Source organism: Cupriavidus sp. 30B13 (genome assembly GCF_049059565.2).
Taxonomy (GTDB): domain Bacteria; phylum Pseudomonadota; class Gammaproteobacteria; order Burkholderiales; family Burkholderiaceae; genus Cupriavidus.
The window spans coordinates 2,689,857-2,707,889 of record NZ_CP188223.1; the positions used below are offsets into that span (position 1 = coordinate 2,689,857).

An 18,033-nucleotide genomic window follows, 5' to 3' on the forward strand; every position below is an offset into this window, starting at 1 on the left:
CGCCGCGCGCAAAGCAAAAAGGGCGCGCCAGCGGCACGCCCTTGATCTGGCTCAAACTCCCGGGCGCCGTCAGCGCGTGCGCGCCTTGCCGGATGCCTTGGCCGGGCCCGCCGTCCTGGCGGCCGGCTTGGCGCCGCCCTTGGCCGCCGCCACCGCGGGCGCGGCCTTGGCCGACGATGCCCTGGCAGGCGCCTTTGCCGCCACGGCGCCGCCCTTGCGCGGCACCGCCTCCACCTCCACGCGCTGGCGCGCGCCGCGGCCCTTGCCCGAGACGCGCACCGGCTCGGCACGCACCGGCACCAGCGCCGACGCGGTCGACGGCTCGGCCGGCGCGCTCGCGAAGCGGCTGCGGGCCGGCACCATCACCACCAGGCTTTGCCCCGCCACCAGCTTGGTGCCGGACAGCTTGTTCCAGGATTGCACCTGCCCCGCCGACACGCCGTAGCGGTGCGCCACCGACGCCACCGTGTCGCGCCGCCCGGCGCGCACCACGATGCGGCGCGCGTCCGGCACGTCCGGCTCCACCGCCATCATGGCGCTCTCCGCCAGCGTGGCGCTGATGTCCTGGTTGTGCTCGCCGGAGCGCGGCACCACCACCGTCGAGCCGGCCTTGAGCCGCATGCCCTTGGGAATGCGATTGATGTCGCGGATGGTGTCGGCGTCGATGTTCAGCCGCGCCGCCAGCGATTCGATGCGCTCGCGGTTGTCCACCGTCACCGCGGTCCAGCTCGACAGGCCGCCCCGGTAGGTGTTGAGGTTGTACTGGAAGCGCTCGGCGTTGTCGAACGGCAGCAGGATCTGCGGGTTGGCCGCGCCCAGGATCACCGGCCGGTTGAACGACGGATTGAGCGCCTTGAATTCGTCGAGCGGCAGGTTGGCCAGCTTGGCCGCCAGCGAGACGTCGATGTCGCGCGAGGTGGTCACCGTGACGAAATACGGGTGGTCCGGGATGTCCGGCAGCTTGACCCCGTACATCTGCGGGTTGGCGATGATGTTCTTCACCGCCTGCAGCTTGGGCACGTAGTAGCGCGTCTCGTTGGGCATGCTCAGGCTGGCGTAGTCGGTCGGCAGCCCGCGCGCCTGGTTGCGCGCGATGGCGCGCGAGACCGCGCCCTCGCCCCAGTTGTAGGCAGCCAGCGCGAGCTGCCAGTCGCCGAACATGTCGTACAGCCGCGCCAGGTAGTCCAGCGCGGCGTCGGTGGAAGCCAGCACGTCGCGCCGCTCGTCGCGGAACATGTTCTGCTTCAGGTTGTAGGTCTTGCCGGTGCTGGGGATGAACTGCCACATGCCGGCGGCCTTGGCGGTCGACTCCGCCTGCGGGTTGAAGGCGCTCTCCACGAACGGCAGCAGCGCCAGCTCGGTGGGCATCCTGCGCCGTTCCAGCTCCTCGACGATGTGATACAGGTAGCGGCTCGAGCGCCCCACCATCCGTTCCATGTAGTCCGGCCGCTGCGCGTACCACTGCGTGCGATCGTCAACCAGCGTGCCTTCCAGGTCGGGCATGGCGAAACCGCGGCGGATGCGGTCCCAGATGTCGCTCGACGGGCCACGCAGCCAGTCCAGGCTGTCGCTGTCCACGTTGATGACGGAAGTGCTGTTGATCGAATTGAGCGGATCCGGCTTCGAGACAGCCGGTTTGGATGCGGAGGCGGTCGCGGTGCCGCCGTCGGCGGCTTCAGGCGGCGTTGGCGTGCTGGCGCACGCTGCTAGCAGCGTGGCACACGCAAATACCGCCAGTAATCGACCAATTTTCATTAAGTTCTCAAATCGTGACGCTAAAAATTTGCCTGATGCTAAAAAAATCCGGCTTTCGCGTCAATGAAATTCTCCCTGCCGCGGCGGCTGGCCGGCGCGGCAGGGGATGCTCGGAACCGATGCTGGCCGGCATGCGCCGGCAGCGAATCAGCGGAAATTGTCCTTCCAGCCGCGCAGCGCGCCGAAGGCCGCCGCGTCGTCGCCGGCCGGGCCGCCCGCATGCGCGGCCACGGCCCGGCGCACGGCCGGCTCGCGCGAACGCAGGAAGGGATTGACCTCGCGCTCCTGCGCCACCGTGGTCGGCACGGTCGGCGTGCCGGCCGCGCGCAGCGCTTCCACGCGCGCCTCCCAGGCCGCCAGCGCGGCATTGTCCGGCTCCACCGCGCGGGCAAAGCGGACATTGCTGCGAGTGTACTCGTGCGCGCAATAGACGCGCGTATCGCCGGGCAGCGCGGCCAGCTTGTCCAGCGAAGCCAGCATCTGCGCCGGCGAGCCCTCGAACAGGCGGCCGCAGCCGCTGGCGAACAGCGTATCGCCGCAGAACACCGCGCGGCCGGCGCCCGGCAGGTCGGCCACATAGGCGACGTGGCCGGCGGTATGGCCGGGCACGTCCAGCACGCGCAACTGCATGGCGGGACAGGCCACGCCGACGGTGTCGCCCTCGCGCACCGCCACGGTACGGCCGCCGATGCGCTCGCCGGCCGGCCCGATCACCGGCAGCGGCGCGCCGTCCGGGGCCGCCGGGTGTGCCGCCAGCAACGCCGCGACGCCGCCCTGGTGATCGCCGTGGTGGTGGGTGATTACAATAGCGCCCAGGGCCAGGCCGCTGCGCGCCAGGTAATCCTCCACCGGCGCAGCCTCGCCCGGGTCCACCACGGCGGCGCAGTGACCGTCGTGGATGGCCCAGATATAGTTATCCTGGAATGCGGGAATCGGCTCCACCTTCAACATGCGTGCTCCTATGTCCAAGCGTCCGATTATAAGTTGGGAAGACTGGCTTGCCTCGCCACCCGGGCAGTACATGCTGCAATGGGAACAGGCCCAGTACGACCGGACCGTGGCGGACATCTTCGGCTACCACGCCGTGCAGCTCGGCCTGCCCCACATCGACACCTTGCGCGAGAACCGCATGCCGTTCTCCGCACTCGCGCTCGCGCCCGGCAGCGGCCCCCACGGCCCGCGCGCCCAGGCCGACGCGCGCCAGCTGCTGTGCCGCTTCGACGAACTGCCGTTCGAGACGCAAAGCATCGATCTCGTCACCCTCCCGCACGTGCTGGAATTCTCCGAAGACCCGCACGAAGTGCTGCGCGAGGTATCCCGCGTGCTGATGCCCGAAGGCCGCGTGGTGGTCACCTGCTTCAACCCCATGAGCCTGTGGGGCGCGCGCCAGGGCCTCAAGCGGCTCGGCGCCGACCCGTTCCTGCCGCACGACAGCCAGTCGATCGGCTTCGTGCGCATCAAGGACTGGCTCAAGCTGCTCGGTTTCGATATCATCCGCGGCCGCTTCGGCTGCTATTGCCCGCCCTACCGCACCGAGCGCTGGCTGCAGCGCGCCGCCTTCATGGAAAAGGCCGGCGACCGCTGGTGGCCGATCTTCGGCTCCGTCTATATGATCTCGGCGGTCAAGCGCGTGCGCAACATCCGCCTGGTCGGCCCCGCGTGGAAGACCAAGCCCGCGCTGTCGCCCGTCGCCGCGCCCGTGGCCAGCCCCACCGGCACCCACGGCAAGGCGCCCGGCGACGAGCGCTGAACGCCACCGATTCCTCACCGGACAACCCGGCGGGCGCCGCCCCAGGCTGCCCGCCCCTTCTGCCAACTCCCCGACTCCATGCCAAGCAACGAAATCGAAGACGTCATCATCTACTCGGACGGCGCCTGCAAGGGCAACCCCGGCCGCGGCGGCTGGGGCGCCGTGCTGATCGCCGGCGCCAATGAAAAAGAACTGTTCGGCGGCGAGCACAACACCACCAACAACCGCATGGAGATGACCGCCGTCATCGAAGCGCTGCGCGCCCTCAAGCGGCCCTGCCGCGTGGCCGTCTACACCGACTCGCAATACGTGCAGAAAGGCATCGGCGAATGGCTGCCGGGCTGGAAGGCGCGCGGCTGGAAGACCGCCGACAAGAAACCGGTGAAAAACGCCGACCTCTGGCAGGAAATGGACAAGCTCGCCCAGGGCCACGACATCTCCTGGCACTGGGTGCGCGGCCACAACGGCCACCCCGGCAACGAACGCGCCGACGCCCTCGCCAACCGCGGCGTAGCCTCGCTCAAGTAACCAGCGCCGCGGCGGCCCGCCGGCCGCCGCGCCCCACCGGTTAGAATGCCCGCCATGCGACAGATCGTACTCGACACCGAAACCACCGGCCTCAACGCCGCCGGCGGCGACCGCCTGATTGAAATCGGCTGCGTGGAGCTGCTCAACCGCCGCCTCACGGGCCGCCACCTGCACTTCTACGTCCACCCCGAGCGCGACATCGACGAAGGCGCGATCGCCGTGCACGGCATCACCCTCGAATTCCTGGCCGACAAGCCCAAGTTCGCCGAAGTCGCCCACGAAATCCGCGACTTCATCCAGGACGCCGAGCTGATCATCCACAACGCGCCGTTCGACCTTGGCTTCCTCGACATGGAATTCAAGCTGGTCGGCCTGCCGCCGTTCCGCGAACACGCCGGCAGCGTGATCGACACGCTGCGTGAAGCGCGCCAGATGTTCCCCGGCAAGCGCAACTCGCTCGACGCCCTGTGCGACCGCCTCGGCGTGAGCAACGCGCACCGCACCCTGCACGGCGCGCTGCTCGACGCGGAGCTGCTGGCCGAGGTCTACCTCGCCATGACGCGCGGCCAGAACTCGCTGGTGATCGACATGCTCGAAGGCGGCGGCGAGGAAAGCGGCGCGGTGGCCGCCGCCGACCTCTCCCGCCTGGCCCTGCCCGTGCTGATGGCCAGCGACGAAGAAGTCGAAGCCCACCTCGGCGTGCTCAAGCAGCTCGACAAGGCCAGCGGCGGCAAGGTGGTGTGGCAGGAACCGCCGCCCGCCGCCGACGCCGGCCCCGCCGCGCAGGCTGCATAAGCGGCCCGCGCAAGGGCAGCCGCGGGCCCGTGGATGTGCCGCACCACTTTTTTGAAGAAATTTCCAAGAAAGGGCTTTACAAGATACAGAGGTACCGGCATAATTTCGTTTCTCTGCAGCACGGCAGCAACAACGCAGCAGCAGGGGTGGTTAGCTCAGCGGTAGAGCACTGCCTTCACACGGCAGGGGTCACAGGTTCAATCCCTGTACCACCCACCATATAAATCAAGGACTTACAGAGTCTTTGAGGCCGAAGCGGCAACACGGTATGCAATAAGTATGCAAATCCGGGTTGCCGCTTTTGCTTTTCTGGCGGCCAGATGACGCTCACTTCGCGCCGGTAGTCAGTGCGTCGTAGGCCCGCTCACAGGCTTGGCCAGCGATCCGGGCGCTGTCGGCGTATTCAGCCAGGAGTCCCGCGCGCTGGTCAGCGCGGCTGAGCACGTCGGCAAGCACTCCGAGGGGGTCGCCGGCTGCCGGGCCTGCGCTGGCAGCGGCGGGATTGCCGGCGGTGCGACCGGTGGCAAGTAGCTCGTTGACGCGCTGGCGCAGGCGCCCAGCAGCATCGTTGGCAGCAGCAGCGTCAGCGCGCGCGCCGACCATTTCTTTCGTTGCAGCATTGGCGATCTCCGTTTGCGCGGCTGTGCGGCGCTGTTCCTCGATGCGGGCATCATCCACCGCCTTGACCTGAACGCGGGCGGCATCCAGTGCCGCGGCAGTCGTCCTGGCCTGATAGGTGGCCGCGTCAGCTCGGGATTGCTGCCAGCGGCCACCGCCATAGGCCATCAGCAGCGCCAGCGCGCAAGCGATCCACACACGCGGGTCGATGATGCTCATGCATGCCCCCGCTTCACCAAATGGCGTAGCTCCAGCCGCCAGAAGGCCCACAGCACGCCCATCGCGACGGCGACATTGAGCCCGATCTCCGGGCCGCTGTGGCAAGCCTGTGGCGCGCTCATATTGCCCAGTGCGCCAAGGGACAGCAGCGCAAGCACCACGGCGCCGCCGGTACGGGTCGGCACCTTCTGGGTGTAGAGCGCCCAGAACGAGCCGAGGAAGATGATGGCGTTGGCCACCAGGTTGATGGTTTGCATATCAGCTCCCGAGGAAGCGCCGCATCAGTGCCTTCAACGCCTCCGGAATTTGCTGCATGGCGTTGATGGCCACAGCAAAGCCGAAAGCGGTAGAGGTGGCCACAGCGAGCACTGCGGTCCAGCTGCGCATGTCGAGGTGGAAGTATTCGATAGCGGCCAGGCCGATGATTGTGCCGAGGGCAATGCTCAGGATGAACGATCCCGCGCGCTGCCACCTGTTCCCCGGAAGATTGCGAAGCGAAAGCAGGCCGCCAACAAGGACACCTGCCCCAAGCTTGAGCCAGGTGGTCTGATCGTCTGTCATGGTTTCCCCGTCAAAAATTGAGATTGCTCGCTGGCGCGCCGGGCGACCAACCCGGGGAGCACCCGCCCAGCGGCGCGATTCCACTTCGGAAACTCAGACGCCGCGCCGATCAGGTCGTTCGCATTGATCTTGCGCAGCATGGTTGAAGGTTGGCCGTTCTTGAGCATTACGAAGCCATCTTTCACGCCCTTGGCACCGGCCCCCACGTTCAGCACGAACGACACCAGGGCGTCGAACTGATCCTGGGTGAGATCCACAGTCACCACCCGATTGATCACTCCTTCAGCATCAGCCACATCCGTAGCGAGATAGGAACATGCCTGGGGTTCGTTGATGCGCAGTCCCTTGTACACATCGCGGCCCGTGTGGCCGTAGCCGATAGTCCACGGAGCGCCTTTAGTTCCAGGATCGGGGTATGCCTCAAGCCGCAGCCCCTCGCGCATCTTGATTCTTCCGACACCTGCTGCAGACGTTTTCATGGCCTATCGCACCCGTCGCGCACGGATAGTGCCACCTGCCGTCAGCGTCGAAACTTGGTAGTTCACCGACGTAATCAGGAAAACCGTGGTGGTGGTGGAAAGCGAAATACGACGCGTGGGCGCCAGTAGAGCGACGCCAAAACCGGCGCTGGCTTGGTTGACGATGGCTTGGTACATCCCATCCCCGGGAAGCGTGGCGCTCACCGTATTGACTGCAGCGAAGACGGAGGTCGTCGTCGTCGTGCCGGCTGCAGTGAGGTTCACCACGCCGCTCACATCCCAATCGCCGGCAGTGAGCGAGATCGATGTGACATTGGTCAGTGTGCTGCTGGCGATGGCAACGCCAGTAGCACTGTTCGATACATACTCGCCAAACGCGCCCGCGTTTGCATTGTTGTTGGTTGTCGTACCGACGATGCCAGCCGTCTGAGATGGCGTGATTGCTCCCGTGGCAGTGAGCGCAGCCGTCTGCACCGTACCAGTAAAGGTGGGCGATGCCAACTGCGCGTACCCCGTGGCGCACGTGAAGCCGGTGCCACTGGTGTATTGGAGGTTGTTGCCCGCAGCGCTGCAGCTCGGCATGGCGAACGCACTCGGCGCCGCGGTGCTGCCCGTCACGTTGGCGATCACTGTATTGGCTGCGACCGGCGACAGGCTGCCGGCTACCACCGTGGCCCAGCCTGGCGCTGTGCTGGCGCCAGTCGAAACGATGGCCTGCCCAGCGGTCGATCCAGATGGATTCAGCAACTGGATCGGACTGAGGGTGGCGGCGCTGGCAGTTGCGACAATGGCGAGCAGCAAGATAGAGATACGTCGGATCATATTTTCCTCACGGGTTGTGGTAGACCGCGACCATGAATCCTGCGCTATCCGTCAGCGCGGCACTCGCGTTACGCGTGTCCACGTTGAAGACGGTAGCTGTCTGAGGATCGCAGTTGATCATCGGCGTGTTCGGATCCATCGACGTCAGCACCACGTAGTAACTCGTGGCCGAATCCATGCTTGCTGCCAACTGAAGGCGATAGATGCCGGTTCCGGTGCGCGTCAGGGATGAGAACGGCGAACCCACCAGCATGCCGCGCTGGAAAACGAACGCCGGTGTGGCACCGCCCTGCACGTACCCGACTGCGAACGGTCGCGAGCCGTCGAGAGGCCACGTCACCCTGCCATCCTGCGGTTCGGACGCCGCGAAGATGTACGGGCGAGCGGTGTCGACAATCATGGCGTTGGCAGCGCCAAGGCGGCAACCAGTGATAGCCAGCGAGCCGGTCCAGCCGCCTGCGATGTTGAACACGGCTGCCATGTTTGCGCCGCCGTTGACGCCAGCACCATTGACAGATGCTGCAGTGCTTAGCACGAAGCCATTCGTGACGCCTTCGAAGTGCAATGCATCGCACACCACATTGACGCGCCCGCTGGCCTTGACGCCGCTGATGTTGGTAGGAGAAGCCGCGCCGGTGCCAATCGTCGTGCGCACCAAGTGCAGGTTCATCCATGCTTGTGTGAAGTCGTTCGTTATAAAGATGCCGTTTGATCCGGTAGAGGCGTTGGCCGGGAAGATCTCGCAGTCTTCGACCATCAGCACGGCCGCGCCACCATCACCGACCTCGTAGTAGAGACCGCTGTTCATGAAGTCGAGCATCAGAACGTTGCGCAGGCCGCAGCTTTCCTGCCATGCCGTCGAGTAGACGAAATACGTGATCGCGGTAATGTTGGACGCCGAGATCCGCATGTTCTCGATGCGCGAATCGAACATGGGTTGGCCGCCATTCGTCGCGTTGAACATCAGGTTGCCAGACCAGGTGGCAGGATTTGCCTTCAGGACCGTATAGCCCTTCTGGTTGCCAACCAGCGAAACGTAGTTCGGAATGTTTATGCCACCGGACAGCAGGAACCAGCCCCGGCCAAGGCGAACGCGACCATTTGCAACGCCAGTACCGCCGGTAGCCGTAGCGCCAACCGCCGTCAGCGCCTGCTGAATCGGCACCTCGTTGTTCGTCTTGACTGCATCGCCCTTCGCACCCCACCACTCGCCCCATGCTTCTGTCATGTTGTACGGCAGCGAGATCAGCGCATTGGCGTTGCTTAGGTCGAAGATCTGGTAGCTCGATGCCGCGACGAAGTTCTGCGCGAACGTCACCGTAACACCAGCATCCGGCTTCAGCACGGCACCCGGCATGAATGTGACCTTGCCGGCCAGCGTGATGCTCGAACCGATACGGAATATGCCGGCAGGAACCGTGTAAGGCTTGCCAGTCAGTTCCGCGGCAGCAAACGCGGCATGGTCATCGGACACACCATTCCCGACTGCACCAAAATCCTTCACATCCACAATGTCCGTGATGCGGTTGTAGAGTTTCGTGCCCTGCGCCACCGAGGCATCCACAATCGAGCCGTCCGGCGGAATCTGCGTCGAGAGCGTGGTGCCCAGTCGCACAAACACCTTCGATACGCCAACCGGGATTGCCCCGGAAAACGTCAGGAGATTACCCGCGACGGACCACTGGTCCGGGCCTTGGAAACTCGAATCGAAGAACACCTCGGCGTTGGCGGGCGTCCCAGGCGCACGCGATAGCGCAAGTTGCGTGGTAAGGCCCGGTACGAAATCGGCGCCGGCAGTAAAGACATCAACCCGCATGTCGCCGGCGCCAAGCGATGCCGGGATGGGGTAGAGGACAAGGTTGCCCATCGCGTCGAAACCGATGACCTCGTTGGCGCGCGCGGCTGCGGCGGGCAGCGGATTCAATGGGGTATCGCTCACGCTGATCTTGATGGCTCGGTCAGACTGCTCTTGCAGCTGCTGGATCAGGATCGTGGCGCGGTCGAGCCCGTCTTCCACCACCTGCGGAAAGAACGGGCTGAGGTTCGGAATGTCGGTCGGCTGGGTTTCCGGCAGCGCTCCCGTGAGCGTGAGCCGTTCGCCCGGCGCCATGACCGCGAGAGGACTGCCGGTGCGCGGATACTGGACCGTGCCACCGGGGTTATTGTCCTGATCCGGATTCAACGTGACGGTATAGTCCGAATCCAGTACGAGTACCCCATCGATGCCGATGGCATTGGTAAAAGTTACCAATACGTCCTGTTTCTTGAACACCTTATAGGCGAAAGGAAACAACGTGGTAACACCGTCCCCGAAATAGGGGCCGGCTTTGCGGGTGGTGCTGGAAATGGTCAAGGTACGCCCCCGTGCATGCTTGGCGTAATTCTCGGACCCGTCCTGCCGGGCAAGTGCACCCGGCTAGTTCTTCTGGTAGCCGAACACCAGGGCGGCGGGGTTGCTGGTCTTGTCGTCGGCCAGGGCCTGCGCGCCGGTGATCGTGCGGTTCACCTGCGCCGACGGCAGCCCCAGCAAATCCCCCACCACATTGACAGCCGACTTGCGGAAAGCGTCATCGAATTCACCCTGGTGCGCCTGCTTGGCGAAGGTGATGGAATCAGCCACCATACGCAGGCCGGCTGGGCCGGTGTAATCGCGGCCGCGGTCGTTGGCACCAGTCACCGTCTTGGCCGCCTCGCCGAACTCGCGCACTACCACCATCAGGCCCATCAGGTAGTCGATCTGCGCGGCCAGCAGTTTGCGGGCCAGCTTCTCCCAATCATCGCCCCCGCCGCCGGGGGTCAGCGCCTCCTTGAGGAAGAAACCGAGTACGGCCGGCGCGACATAGAGCAGCGCGTAGTCCACGGCGAGCCGCGCGCGCTTGGCCGGCGTGTCTGCCGTCATGGTCTGCGCCACGCCAGCATTGAGCGTGGTGTTCATGAAGGAATAGAAGACCGTGAAGAGCTTTTGCGCGGGGCCGCCGCGCTCGATGGCCGACAGGTCTTTCGTCTGGCCGCCGCCCTGGGCGTCGATCACGGCCTGGTCAGCCAGTCCAATGGCGCGGTCCTCCGCGTTGCCGTCGGCGATGGCCTTCTCGTAGGCCCCCAACCAGGTCGGCATGTCGACCATCTGCTGCGCGCGCATCATCAGGAAGTAGGCATAGCGCCCCACGCGCTCCTTGGCGGCGCTCTGGTCCTGCACCTGGTTGCGCAGCTCGTTGAGTTCGCGGAAGCGCGTGCGGGCACGGTTTGCCATGAAGTCCGATTTTGCGTTGACCTCCCGCGTTGAAGCGATCGGGCTGGCGATATACGACGCCACGCCGCGCGCGATCCACGGCGCGCCCACGCGTACGATGGACTGCGTGATGCCGAGCGGCTGCATGGCGGCGCTCATGACGTTGAAGCCCAGCCCGGACACGCTCACGCCCTGGCGCAGACGGGACAGCGCCTGGTCGACAGCGGCGTCGGTGCCTTGCTCGCCCTCGGCGATTGCCGCTGCCCAGGTCTTCAGCTGCTGCTTGGCCTCAGGCCCGTAATGCCGCCGGATGGCGCCGTCGATCGACTTGGAGCGCAGCAGCCGGTTGGCGTCGATCAGCCACTCATGCCATGCCAGGTCGTGAATGACATCGTTGACGCCTGAATACAGCCCGGCCAGCGAATACAGCAACGGCCGGCCAGTGACCTCGTCGACACGCGCCTTGGTGAAGCTGCGCCGCGTGGTGGCGGAGGTGTAGGCGCCCTGCAGCTGGCGCTTGGCGGATTCGGCATCCGCGTGCTCTTCGGCGCGCTGGCTGGCGGCCGGATCGTACTTGATCGGGTAGTAGCCGCCGCGCAGGTCGACTACCTGCCCGTCCGCCGTCTGCATCTGGAACGGCTGCGGCTCGACCCACTCGGGTTCCTTGCCGTAGACGCGCTTTTCCTTTTCGGCGATGCGCGGGCGATAGGACTCGAAGTGGTCCCATATCGCCTGCACGGCGCGCCACTCCTGCGCAGTCAGGGACTGCAGCACCGGCTGGATCTGTGCCAGCGTCCACCCTTCTCCGCCCAGCAGGCGCTGCAAGTTGCTGGCGTTGCCGGTATTGAGCGCGATGGCCAACCGCGCCTCGCGGTTCAGGCTGCGGTCGATGGACGGGAAATAAACACCCTTGCCGCCCATGCGCCCGAGCTTGAAGACCGGCGACAGGATGGCCGAGAGCGCGGCGGTGGCGTCGGCGCGCATGGTCGTCTCCGAATCGCCGCGGATGTTGGCGCTGCGCACGAAGTACTCCCACACCGGGCCGCCATCCCGGCCGCCGTCCAGCACCCGAGCCCAGGTGGCGGCCTTGATGTGCGCCGACCAGAAGCGTTTCAGCCCGGCAGCCGCGCGGCCGAGGTTGGTCGTCGGAGTACGGGTGTTCGCCGCGCGGCTGCCGGCGTGCTGTTCGATGCTGGCGGCAATCTCATCCCGGATGGCCTCGTAGCTGCGCTGGTCCTGCGCGGTCAGCAGTCGGTGCTTGAGCCGCCCCAGATGCTCGATCTGCTTCACGGTATCGACCAGGCCGCGAAACTCGTCCACGGTCATGTCCTTGAACGACTTGCGGAAGGCCTCGTTTTGCAGCGCCTGCGGCACATCCGGCTCTAACCCCTGCTCACGCTGCGCGGTCAGCCATTCGGCGAGCGACGTGCTCCGGTCGATGTCCTTGAGCGTGCGTTGGCGCAGGTCGAAGCGCTCCAGCAGCGTGTCGATCTGATCGGTGTAGTCGGCATCCAGCCCCTTGCGCGTGCCCTCGTTGGCGAACTTGCGCAGGTAGCGCAGGCCGGATTCAACCTGCTCCTGCGCATTGAACGCCGCGCGGGTGGCGTATGCGTTCACCAACTGGTTCCGCTTCTCGGCCACGGCACGTTGCAGATCGCCGGCGCGGCTGGCCTCCTGCGCCGCGCGCGCGGCGCGCGTCTCGGCGGCGCTGTACTGGCTCGGACGGATCTCGCGTACCTTCAGCCGCGCGATCATGCTCTCGGCGAACTGGCGCGCCGCCTGCGGCAGGATGGCGCGAGTGATCGGGCGCCCCTTGCGGTCCGCCCGGCCAGTGGCCTCGCGCTCGCCCAGCGCCTTCGCCAGGGCGTTGGCCTCGGTGGCGATCATGCGCGCGCGCGCGTCATTGTGGACCGCCTCGTCAGCCGCGCGCTCGATGGCTTCCTGGTCGGCCATCTCGCCGTAGCGTTCCAGCATGCGCTGGTCGGTCAGCGCGTTGATCTCGTCGCGCGGGGGCAGCGCCGCCGCGAGAGAGCGCACCAGCTCATCGCCGGACGAGAAGGCAGGCGAGCCGTCCTCGTTGCGGATCATGTCGGATACCACATCGGGATGCAGGCCGTCCTTACCGGTCATGCGCAAGGTCTTGATGCGTTCGGACACCTCTTTCGGGACGCCGATCGCGCGCACCAGTTCCAGATCGAACTTGCCGTAATGCTGGTCATCCGGCGTCTCTTCGGCCGGGGTCTCGGGGCGCTCCGGCTTCGGGTTGGCGCGCTCCCAGTCCAGTACCGCGCGCGCGACAACCAGATCGATATCCTTCTTCATGCGCGCCAGCAACTGGCCTTTGGCCATACCGCGCGCGCGGCCGCTATCGTATTCCGCCTTGGCCTCGGCGGATTGCTCCCAGGCTTGGCGCTTGGCTTCCTGTCGCGCCGAATCGGCGGCCTCGGTGTGCTGCTTTTCCCACTCGGCGACAGCTTCCTTGTAGGCGACCTGTTCCGGTGTCGGCTCGGTGGGCGCCGCCTGCGGCTTGCCGGTCAGGAACTGCCAGGCGCGGTAGATAGGCTGGCTCATCACCTCGCGGCGCACCTCCATCTGGATCTCGGCCCGGCGCGCCGCGGCCTCCTTCTGCAGGCGCTTAATCTCCCGGCCGCGAGCGTTGTGCAGCCAGCGCATGTCGCGCAGACCGCGCGCCTGCAGTTCCTGGATGGCGGTGTTGCTGGCGTCCACGCCCAGGTTCTGGTAGGCAGCGAATTCCTCTTCGGTCATGCCGGCCTGCGCCGCTGAGGCGAACAGCGGCAGCATGGAGCGGCCCTGCTCGAGCAGTTTGATCTCGTCGGCCGATGCCAGCATGCGGTCGAACACGCCGCGCACCGAGTCGTCGAGCTCGACGTTCAGGGCCTTTAGGTTTTGGTAGACGTTGAGCAGCCACGCGCGGAAACGCTGGAAGACGCCCTGCAGCTGGATGTTCGGCGCCTTGCCCTCGAACAGGTAGGCTTCAAAGCCGCGCGCGAAGCGCTCGTGGTAGCTGCGCTTTTCCTCAAAGTCGAGATTGGACCACTCGTCCAGATCGCGGATGCCGAACCATTTCAGGAGGGTGGCCGCGTCGTCTAGCACTGCTTGCTGGCCGGGCGTGCGCTCAGCTGCCGGCGTCTGCAGCATCTTGGCCGCGAGATCGAATTGCACCTCGAGGTAGAAGTGGCCGGACTCGTGCAGGAACGTCGACAGATCGGCGTTCTTGAGCAGCGTGATGGTGTTGGTCGCCGGGTTGAACGAACCGCGCTGGCCGCCGGCTTCCTGCTCAAGGGTAGCAGGCGGCGCGACAGCGGCGGGTTGCGCGCCCGGCGCGGCGGCGGCGAGGGCATCGCTGAAAATCCTGCCCGGGCTGGCGACATTCTCCGCGCGGATCTGCACGGGGTACTGCTGGAATAGCGTCTCGGGCGTGACGCCGGCGCGCGCGGCCTGGACGGCGTAGAAGCTGCCCATCAGCGTGGCGTATGCCTGGTTCACCGATTCGGTGAAGCGCTTCGTCTGGTTGAGCTGATCGAGGACCTGTTGCTCCACCGCGGCGCGGGAGGTCTGGAAAGCCGCGCCCCCGTCGCGCTCGGTCAGCGTCTGCTCCACCTCGCGCTTGAGCTCGTCCGCGCGGCCTTGCATGAACTGCTCCGCCTCGGCGCGCGACATACCGGCCGGGTCGGTCTTGAGATGTGGCAGCAGTGCAGTACCGGTCTCGGTGCCGGCCACGTAGGTCGCGTAGTCCTCCACCGGGATGCGCACCGAGCCGCCCGTCTGGACAGCCTCCGCGATCTGCTCGGCCACGCTCGGCGAGGCCGCCACCAGCGGCGAAAGGTCGACACCTGACTGCGCCAGCTCCTGCAGCTGGTTGGCGTCGATGAACACGTCCTGGACCGCGCCATCCTGCGCTGCCTGGGCCACGAACTCGCGGAACGACTCCGGCGCGCGCTCGCGCAGCTTGGATGCCGCGGCCAACTGGTCGACCTCCGCCAGTGCGTCTGCGGCCTGCACCGCCCGCTGCGCCTGGGCCGTGCGACCCTGCACGCGGTCGGCGGCCGACTGCACGGCCTTGGTCGTCGTGATAGCGCCGCCGGACGCCACCAGCGTGGCAATCAGCGTCTGCGCGGCGGCGCTGGGGCGCTCCTGCAGGTAGGACGAGAACGGCTTGTCCGGGTTGAGCACGGCCCACTCGTTCAGATCCTGCAGCACCGTGGCCACCTGCTCGCCCGGGATCTCGGCCGCCATGTTGCGCGCCAGCATGGACAAGAACGGCGTGCCGGCCTTGAAGTCGGTCAGGAAGCGCGCCACCGGCAGATGCTCGGTGGCGTACTCGATGGCCGCCTGGGAGACAGCGAACGGGATGGCGACCTGCGGCGCCACGCCCTTGTCGCGCGCCTCGCCGTAGGCCTGGCCTCCGGCCGTGCCGGACAGCATGCCGAGTGCGGCGGTGGGGTTGCCCGTCAGCATGGCCGGCACCGCCAGGCCCATCTGGCCCAGCGACTGCATGCCCGAGTACCAGCCCGATTCCAGCACGCCTTCCGCGCGCGGCATCATGCTCTGCCGCACCGCGGCCTGCCGCTGGCGCAGACCGGCGACACCCGCGGCGACGCGCTCGAACGGGTTCTCCGGCAGCACCGTGCCGGCCAGCGGGCTGGCGAGCATCGCCAGGGTGTCGGCGCCAGCCTGCGCGACGCCCCAGAACGCTTCGTTGGCGCCGGGCACCGCAGCGCCCAGCGCGCGCGCCGAGTTCGCCAGGAACCGCACCCCCTTCTCGATGGCCGACAGGTTCGGCGTGTCGTCGTAGGAGATGGCCGCCTTTTGTGGGTCGGACACCATGCCGGCCGTCGCAGGATAGTCACGCGCCAGCGTGGCGTAGTCGATACTGTCGATGGTAGCGCGGCGCTCGAAGTCGGGTTGCTCGAGCCGGATGGCTTCGGTCGGCACGCTGTATTGCTTGGCTAGGGCCTGCAGCCGCGCCTCCGTATCCGGGTTGCGGCCCGCGACCTGCATCATCGATAGCCGCGCAGGCGTCACGTCCGGCGCCTCTGCGGTCGCCGCGGCGTAGGGATTGCTCTCGTCGGTCTGGACGAGGCTCAGGTAGGGGTTCTGGTCAGCCATTGGTCTTGAGCGGCAACACGCCCTTGGCGCGGCGGTAGAGATCCTGGATGGCCTGGTCCGTCACCGGCTTGCCGGCGGCGCGCAGGGCCTGCGTGATCTGGTCGCGGTCACGGTCCGGCACAACGAGTGCCTGGTCCGCCGCCACCGCGGCAGCCGGCAGTGTCTTGTTCCAGAAGGTGCGGTTGACCTCCACGGCGGTGAACAGCGCGGCGGCCTCCTGTTTCATCTCTTCCGGCCGGAGCTTGCGCCCGAGGTTCGTTTCCTGGGCGCGCACGCGCTGCTCGAACGAGTTCCAGATGCGCCCGACCACCGCGGCACCGGCCTTGTCGTCGTCCTTCGGCGTCGGGTCGATGCCCGCCTCGCGCATAAACTGGTTGAGGTAGTCGCGCCCCGTGCGCAGGTTGGTGGTGTCCTGCGTCTTGCCCTGGCGCACGTCCTGCTGTTCGTTCGTGAGCTGCTTGAATTCGCTGTCGGCCAGCTTGTCGCGCAGCGCCATCAGGTTGACACCCCCCAGCACGGCCGGGTCGTTCTTCAGGGTGTAGTAGAGCGACCAGTCGGTCTGCGGTGCCTGCCCCTTGGCGATTCGATCCGCGAACCCCATCACGTCGTCATACTTGCCGGGCGGCAGCTTCGAGCGGATTGCCAGCGGCAGGTCGCTGAACTGGCCGCCGTTGGCAATCAGCGCCGACTGCGCCGCGGCGACAGCCTCGTCCTCGCGCTGCCTGGTCGCCTGCTGATATTCGGTGAACTGCTTCGAGATGACGTTCTCGGCCGCCTTGATGCGGTCGGTCTGCCATTCGGGAATGGTCGCGCGCACCTGTGCCTTCAGTTCCGCCTCGGTCGGCTTCTGCGGCGCGCCGCCGCCGGCGCTGTAGGACCTCATGATGCCGCCCACATACTTCTGCGTCTCCTGCGGCAGGTAGGCCAGCCAGTCCCCCTGCTGGGCGGCTCGGAAACGGTCCCCCGCGCCGGCCGCCTGCTGGATGGCCTTGTCCACGGCGCCGGGGCCGGCATTGTAGGCGGCCAGCGCCTGCCCCACGTTGCCGTTGTACTTCTGCAGCATCGCCTGCAGGTAGTCGCGCCCGACGCGCGCGCGCTCGTCCGGGCTGTCGTCCTGCGCCGGCCGCACGCCGAAACCCGGGTCCTTGTTCGTGGTGTCGAGCACCTGCATCTCGCCCTTGGCGCCTTTCGGGGACGTGAGCAGTTGCCCGTCGGCGCCGTAGCGCTGACCGCGCGACTCGGCGCCCATCACGAGGTTGGTCAGCCGCGCGGCATCGGTGGGTTGCAGGCTCGGCATGGCTTTCGCCATCACGGTCGCGCCGGTGGCGGTGCCGATCTGCGCATCGAGCTGCTTGGTGATCAGGCCATTGGCGCGCAGGATGTCATTCGCATCCATGTCCTTGGCGTACTTTTTCAGGTAGGCGTCGGCGTATACCGGGTCGTTGTTCTCCAGCGCGGCGCCCAGGGCGATGAGGTGGGCGTTGCTCGCAGCCGCGCGCGCCTGCGTCTCCGCCCACTCGGCCGACTTCCCGGTCAGCTTGGCGATGTTGTAGGCCTGCGCGCGGATCGAGGTCACGGCGTCGTTGACCAGCGCCGGGTTGTTGTAGTTCAACCCGATCTCACGCTGGCGCGTGGCGATGATCCCCTCGCCGGTCGACAGCGCGTAGGTCTTGAATTCCTGGTTCTCGTGCTGCATGACCTGGCCGCGGAACTGCGTGGCTAGGTCGTTGGCGCGCTGCTGGAACGCCAGCCGTTGCGCATCGTTACCCAGGCCGGCCGAGATGTCGGAAAAGGCCTTGTTCAGGTTGGTGCTGTACTCGTCGGACAGCGGCTGGCCGCTCGCGCGTTCCAGCGCGTCGCGCCCCTTGATGTTGGTGTAGCCGTCGGTCTTGTCGAAGGTAAGCCGCATGGCGGCTTCGCGCGCCTGGTTCAGCGCATCGTCCACGCGCAACGCGTTGGCCTGCCGCTGCATGTCCAGGCCGATATTGAACGTCGTGTCCGCCAACTGCGAGGTGGCGCGGTTGAGCTGCGCCGCCTGGTCGTTGGCCGCGTTCACGGCCAGCTGCACCGGCGCCGCTTCCACGCGCGCGCCGGGCAGCCCCTGCGGCTGCACCTGGGGGGAATCGTAGGTCGGGACGCGAGGCATG

14 protein-coding genes and 1 tRNA gene are annotated in these 18,033 nt (G+C 66.6%); 5 read left to right on the plus strand and 10 right to left on the minus strand.

All coding sequences use genetic code 11. The features are described 5' to 3' along the window. Positions 1-69 precede the first annotated feature (69 nt). Positions 70-1,578: a transglycosylase SLT domain-containing protein gene (locus tag ACKI2N_RS12260; RefSeq protein ID WP_420997582.1), complete on the minus strand. Its 1,509-nt coding sequence runs from the start codon at positions 1,576-1,578 to the stop codon at positions 70-72. 4 nt (positions 1,579-1,582) lie between these two features. On the opposite strand from ACKI2N_RS12260, the gene ACKI2N_RS12265 reads away from it, so the two are divergent. Further along, positions 1,583-1,822 (plus strand): hypothetical protein, encoded by a 240-nt coding sequence (locus ACKI2N_RS12265; protein WP_420997583.1) that lies wholly within the window; start codon positions 1,583-1,585, stop codon positions 1,820-1,822. A gap of 80 nt (positions 1,823-1,902) precedes the next feature. On the opposite strand, the gene gloB is transcribed toward ACKI2N_RS12265, so the two are convergent. Continuing rightward, a complete protein-coding gene (gloB, locus tag ACKI2N_RS12270) occupies positions 1,903-2,706 on the minus strand; it encodes a hydroxyacylglutathione hydrolase (protein ID WP_420997584.1) in 804 nt (267 codons plus the stop codon). 10 nt (positions 2,707-2,716) lie between these two features. Between gloB and ACKI2N_RS12275 the strand changes: the two genes are divergently transcribed. The 4 genes from ACKI2N_RS12275 to ACKI2N_RS12290 all read left to right on the plus strand — a co-directional run bounded on the left by ACKI2N_RS12275 (position 2,717) and on the right by ACKI2N_RS12290 (position 5,047). Next, the gene (locus tag ACKI2N_RS12275; protein ID WP_420997585.1) at positions 2,717-3,505 is read left to right on the plus strand and encodes a class I SAM-dependent methyltransferase; all 789 of its coding nucleotides are present in this window, start codon (positions 2,717-2,719) and stop codon (positions 3,503-3,505) included. Positions 3,506-3,598: 93 nt separating this feature from the next. Then, complete coding sequence (rnhA, locus tag ACKI2N_RS12280; protein WP_420997621.1) at positions 3,599-4,033, plus strand: ribonuclease HI; 435 nt, start codon at positions 3,599-3,601, stop codon at positions 4,031-4,033. Between the two features lie 54 nt (positions 4,034-4,087). Then, the gene (gene dnaQ, locus ACKI2N_RS12285; protein WP_420997586.1) at positions 4,088-4,828 is read left to right on the plus strand and encodes a DNA polymerase III subunit epsilon; all 741 of its coding nucleotides are present in this window, start codon (positions 4,088-4,090) and stop codon (positions 4,826-4,828) included. 144 nt (positions 4,829-4,972) lie between these two features. Next, positions 4,973-5,047 (plus strand) — tRNA-Val (locus ACKI2N_RS12290). 108 nt (positions 5,048-5,155) lie between these two features. On the opposite strand, the gene ACKI2N_RS12295 is transcribed toward ACKI2N_RS12290, so the two are convergent. The 8 genes from ACKI2N_RS12295 to ACKI2N_RS12330 form a co-directional block, all read right to left on the minus strand. After that, positions 5,156-5,665, minus strand: a complete 510-nt coding sequence (locus tag ACKI2N_RS12295) for a DUF2514 family protein (protein ID WP_420997587.1) — start codon at positions 5,663-5,665, stop codon at positions 5,156-5,158. Then, positions 5,662-5,922, minus strand: coding sequence for a hypothetical protein (locus ACKI2N_RS12300; RefSeq protein WP_420997588.1), 261 nt, complete (start codon positions 5,920-5,922; stop codon positions 5,662-5,664). The genes ACKI2N_RS12295 and ACKI2N_RS12300 overlap by 4 nt, the downstream gene beginning before the upstream one ends. 1 nt (position 5,923) lies before the next feature. Next, complete coding sequence (locus ACKI2N_RS12305; RefSeq protein ID WP_059413454.1) at positions 5,924-6,226, minus strand: hypothetical protein; 303 nt, start codon at positions 6,224-6,226, stop codon at positions 5,924-5,926. Then, on the minus strand, positions 6,223-6,705 hold the full coding sequence (locus ACKI2N_RS12310; RefSeq protein ID WP_420997589.1) for a lysozyme: 483 nt from the start codon (positions 6,703-6,705) through the stop codon (positions 6,223-6,225). Before ACKI2N_RS12310 ends, ACKI2N_RS12305 begins: the two co-directional genes overlap by 4 nt. A 3-nt stretch (positions 6,706-6,708) precedes the next feature. Further along, positions 6,709-7,527, minus strand: coding sequence for a hypothetical protein (locus ACKI2N_RS12315; protein ID WP_420997590.1), 819 nt, complete (start codon positions 7,525-7,527; stop codon positions 6,709-6,711). A gap of 7 nt (positions 7,528-7,534) precedes the next feature. Continuing rightward, positions 7,535-9,880, minus strand: coding sequence for a glycosyl hydrolase family 28-related protein (locus ACKI2N_RS12320; RefSeq protein ID WP_420997591.1), 2,346 nt, complete (start codon positions 9,878-9,880; stop codon positions 7,535-7,537). 63 nt (positions 9,881-9,943) lie between these two features. Next, the gene (locus ACKI2N_RS12325) at positions 9,944-15,886 is read right to left on the minus strand and encodes a hypothetical protein (RefSeq protein WP_420997592.1); all 5,943 of its coding nucleotides are present in this window, start codon (positions 15,884-15,886) and stop codon (positions 9,944-9,946) included. Continuing rightward, entirely contained in the window at positions 15,879-18,032 is a 2,154-nt protein-coding gene (locus ACKI2N_RS12330; protein WP_420997593.1) for a transglycosylase SLT domain-containing protein, read from the minus strand. The genes ACKI2N_RS12325 and ACKI2N_RS12330 overlap by 8 nt, the downstream gene beginning before the upstream one ends. Between the last annotated feature and the right edge of the window lies 1 nt (position 18,033).

Bases quoted from the DNA above. Each gene is read 5' to 3' on its own strand.
- ACKI2N_RS12265 (WP_420997583.1), top strand. From the start codon at position 1,583: ATGACGGAAGTGCTGTTGATCGAATTGAGCGGATCCGGCTTCGAGACA.
- gloB (WP_420997584.1), bottom strand. From the start codon at position 2,706: ATGTTGAAGGTGGAGCCGATTCCCGCATTCCAGGATAACTATATCTGG.
- ACKI2N_RS12275 (WP_420997585.1), top strand. From the start codon at position 2,717: ATGTCCAAGCGTCCGATTATAAGTTGGGAAGACTGGCTTGCCTCGCCA.
- dnaQ (WP_420997586.1), top strand. From the start codon at position 4,088: ATGCGACAGATCGTACTCGACACCGAAACCACCGGCCTCAACGCCGCC.
- ACKI2N_RS12295 (WP_420997587.1), bottom strand. From the start codon at position 5,665: ATGAGCATCATCGACCCGCGTGTGTGGATCGCTTGCGCGCTGGCGCTG.
- ACKI2N_RS12300 (WP_420997588.1), bottom strand. From the start codon at position 5,922: ATGCAAACCATCAACCTGGTGGCCAACGCCATCATCTTCCTCGGCTCG.
- ACKI2N_RS12305 (WP_059413454.1), bottom strand. From the start codon at position 6,226: ATGACAGACGATCAGACCACCTGGCTCAAGCTTGGGGCAGGTGTCCTT.
- ACKI2N_RS12310 (WP_420997589.1), bottom strand. From the start codon at position 6,705: ATGAAAACGTCTGCAGCAGGTGTCGGAAGAATCAAGATGCGCGAGGGG.
- ACKI2N_RS12315 (WP_420997590.1), bottom strand. From the start codon at position 7,527: ATGATCCGACGTATCTCTATCTTGCTGCTCGCCATTGTCGCAACTGCC.
- ACKI2N_RS12325 (WP_420997592.1), bottom strand. From the start codon at position 15,886: ATGGCTGACCAGAACCCCTACCTGAGCCTCGTCCAGACCGACGAGAGC.
- ACKI2N_RS12330 (WP_420997593.1), bottom strand. From the start codon at position 18,032: ATGCCTCGCGTCCCGACCTACGATTCCCCCCAGGTGCAGCCGCAGGGG.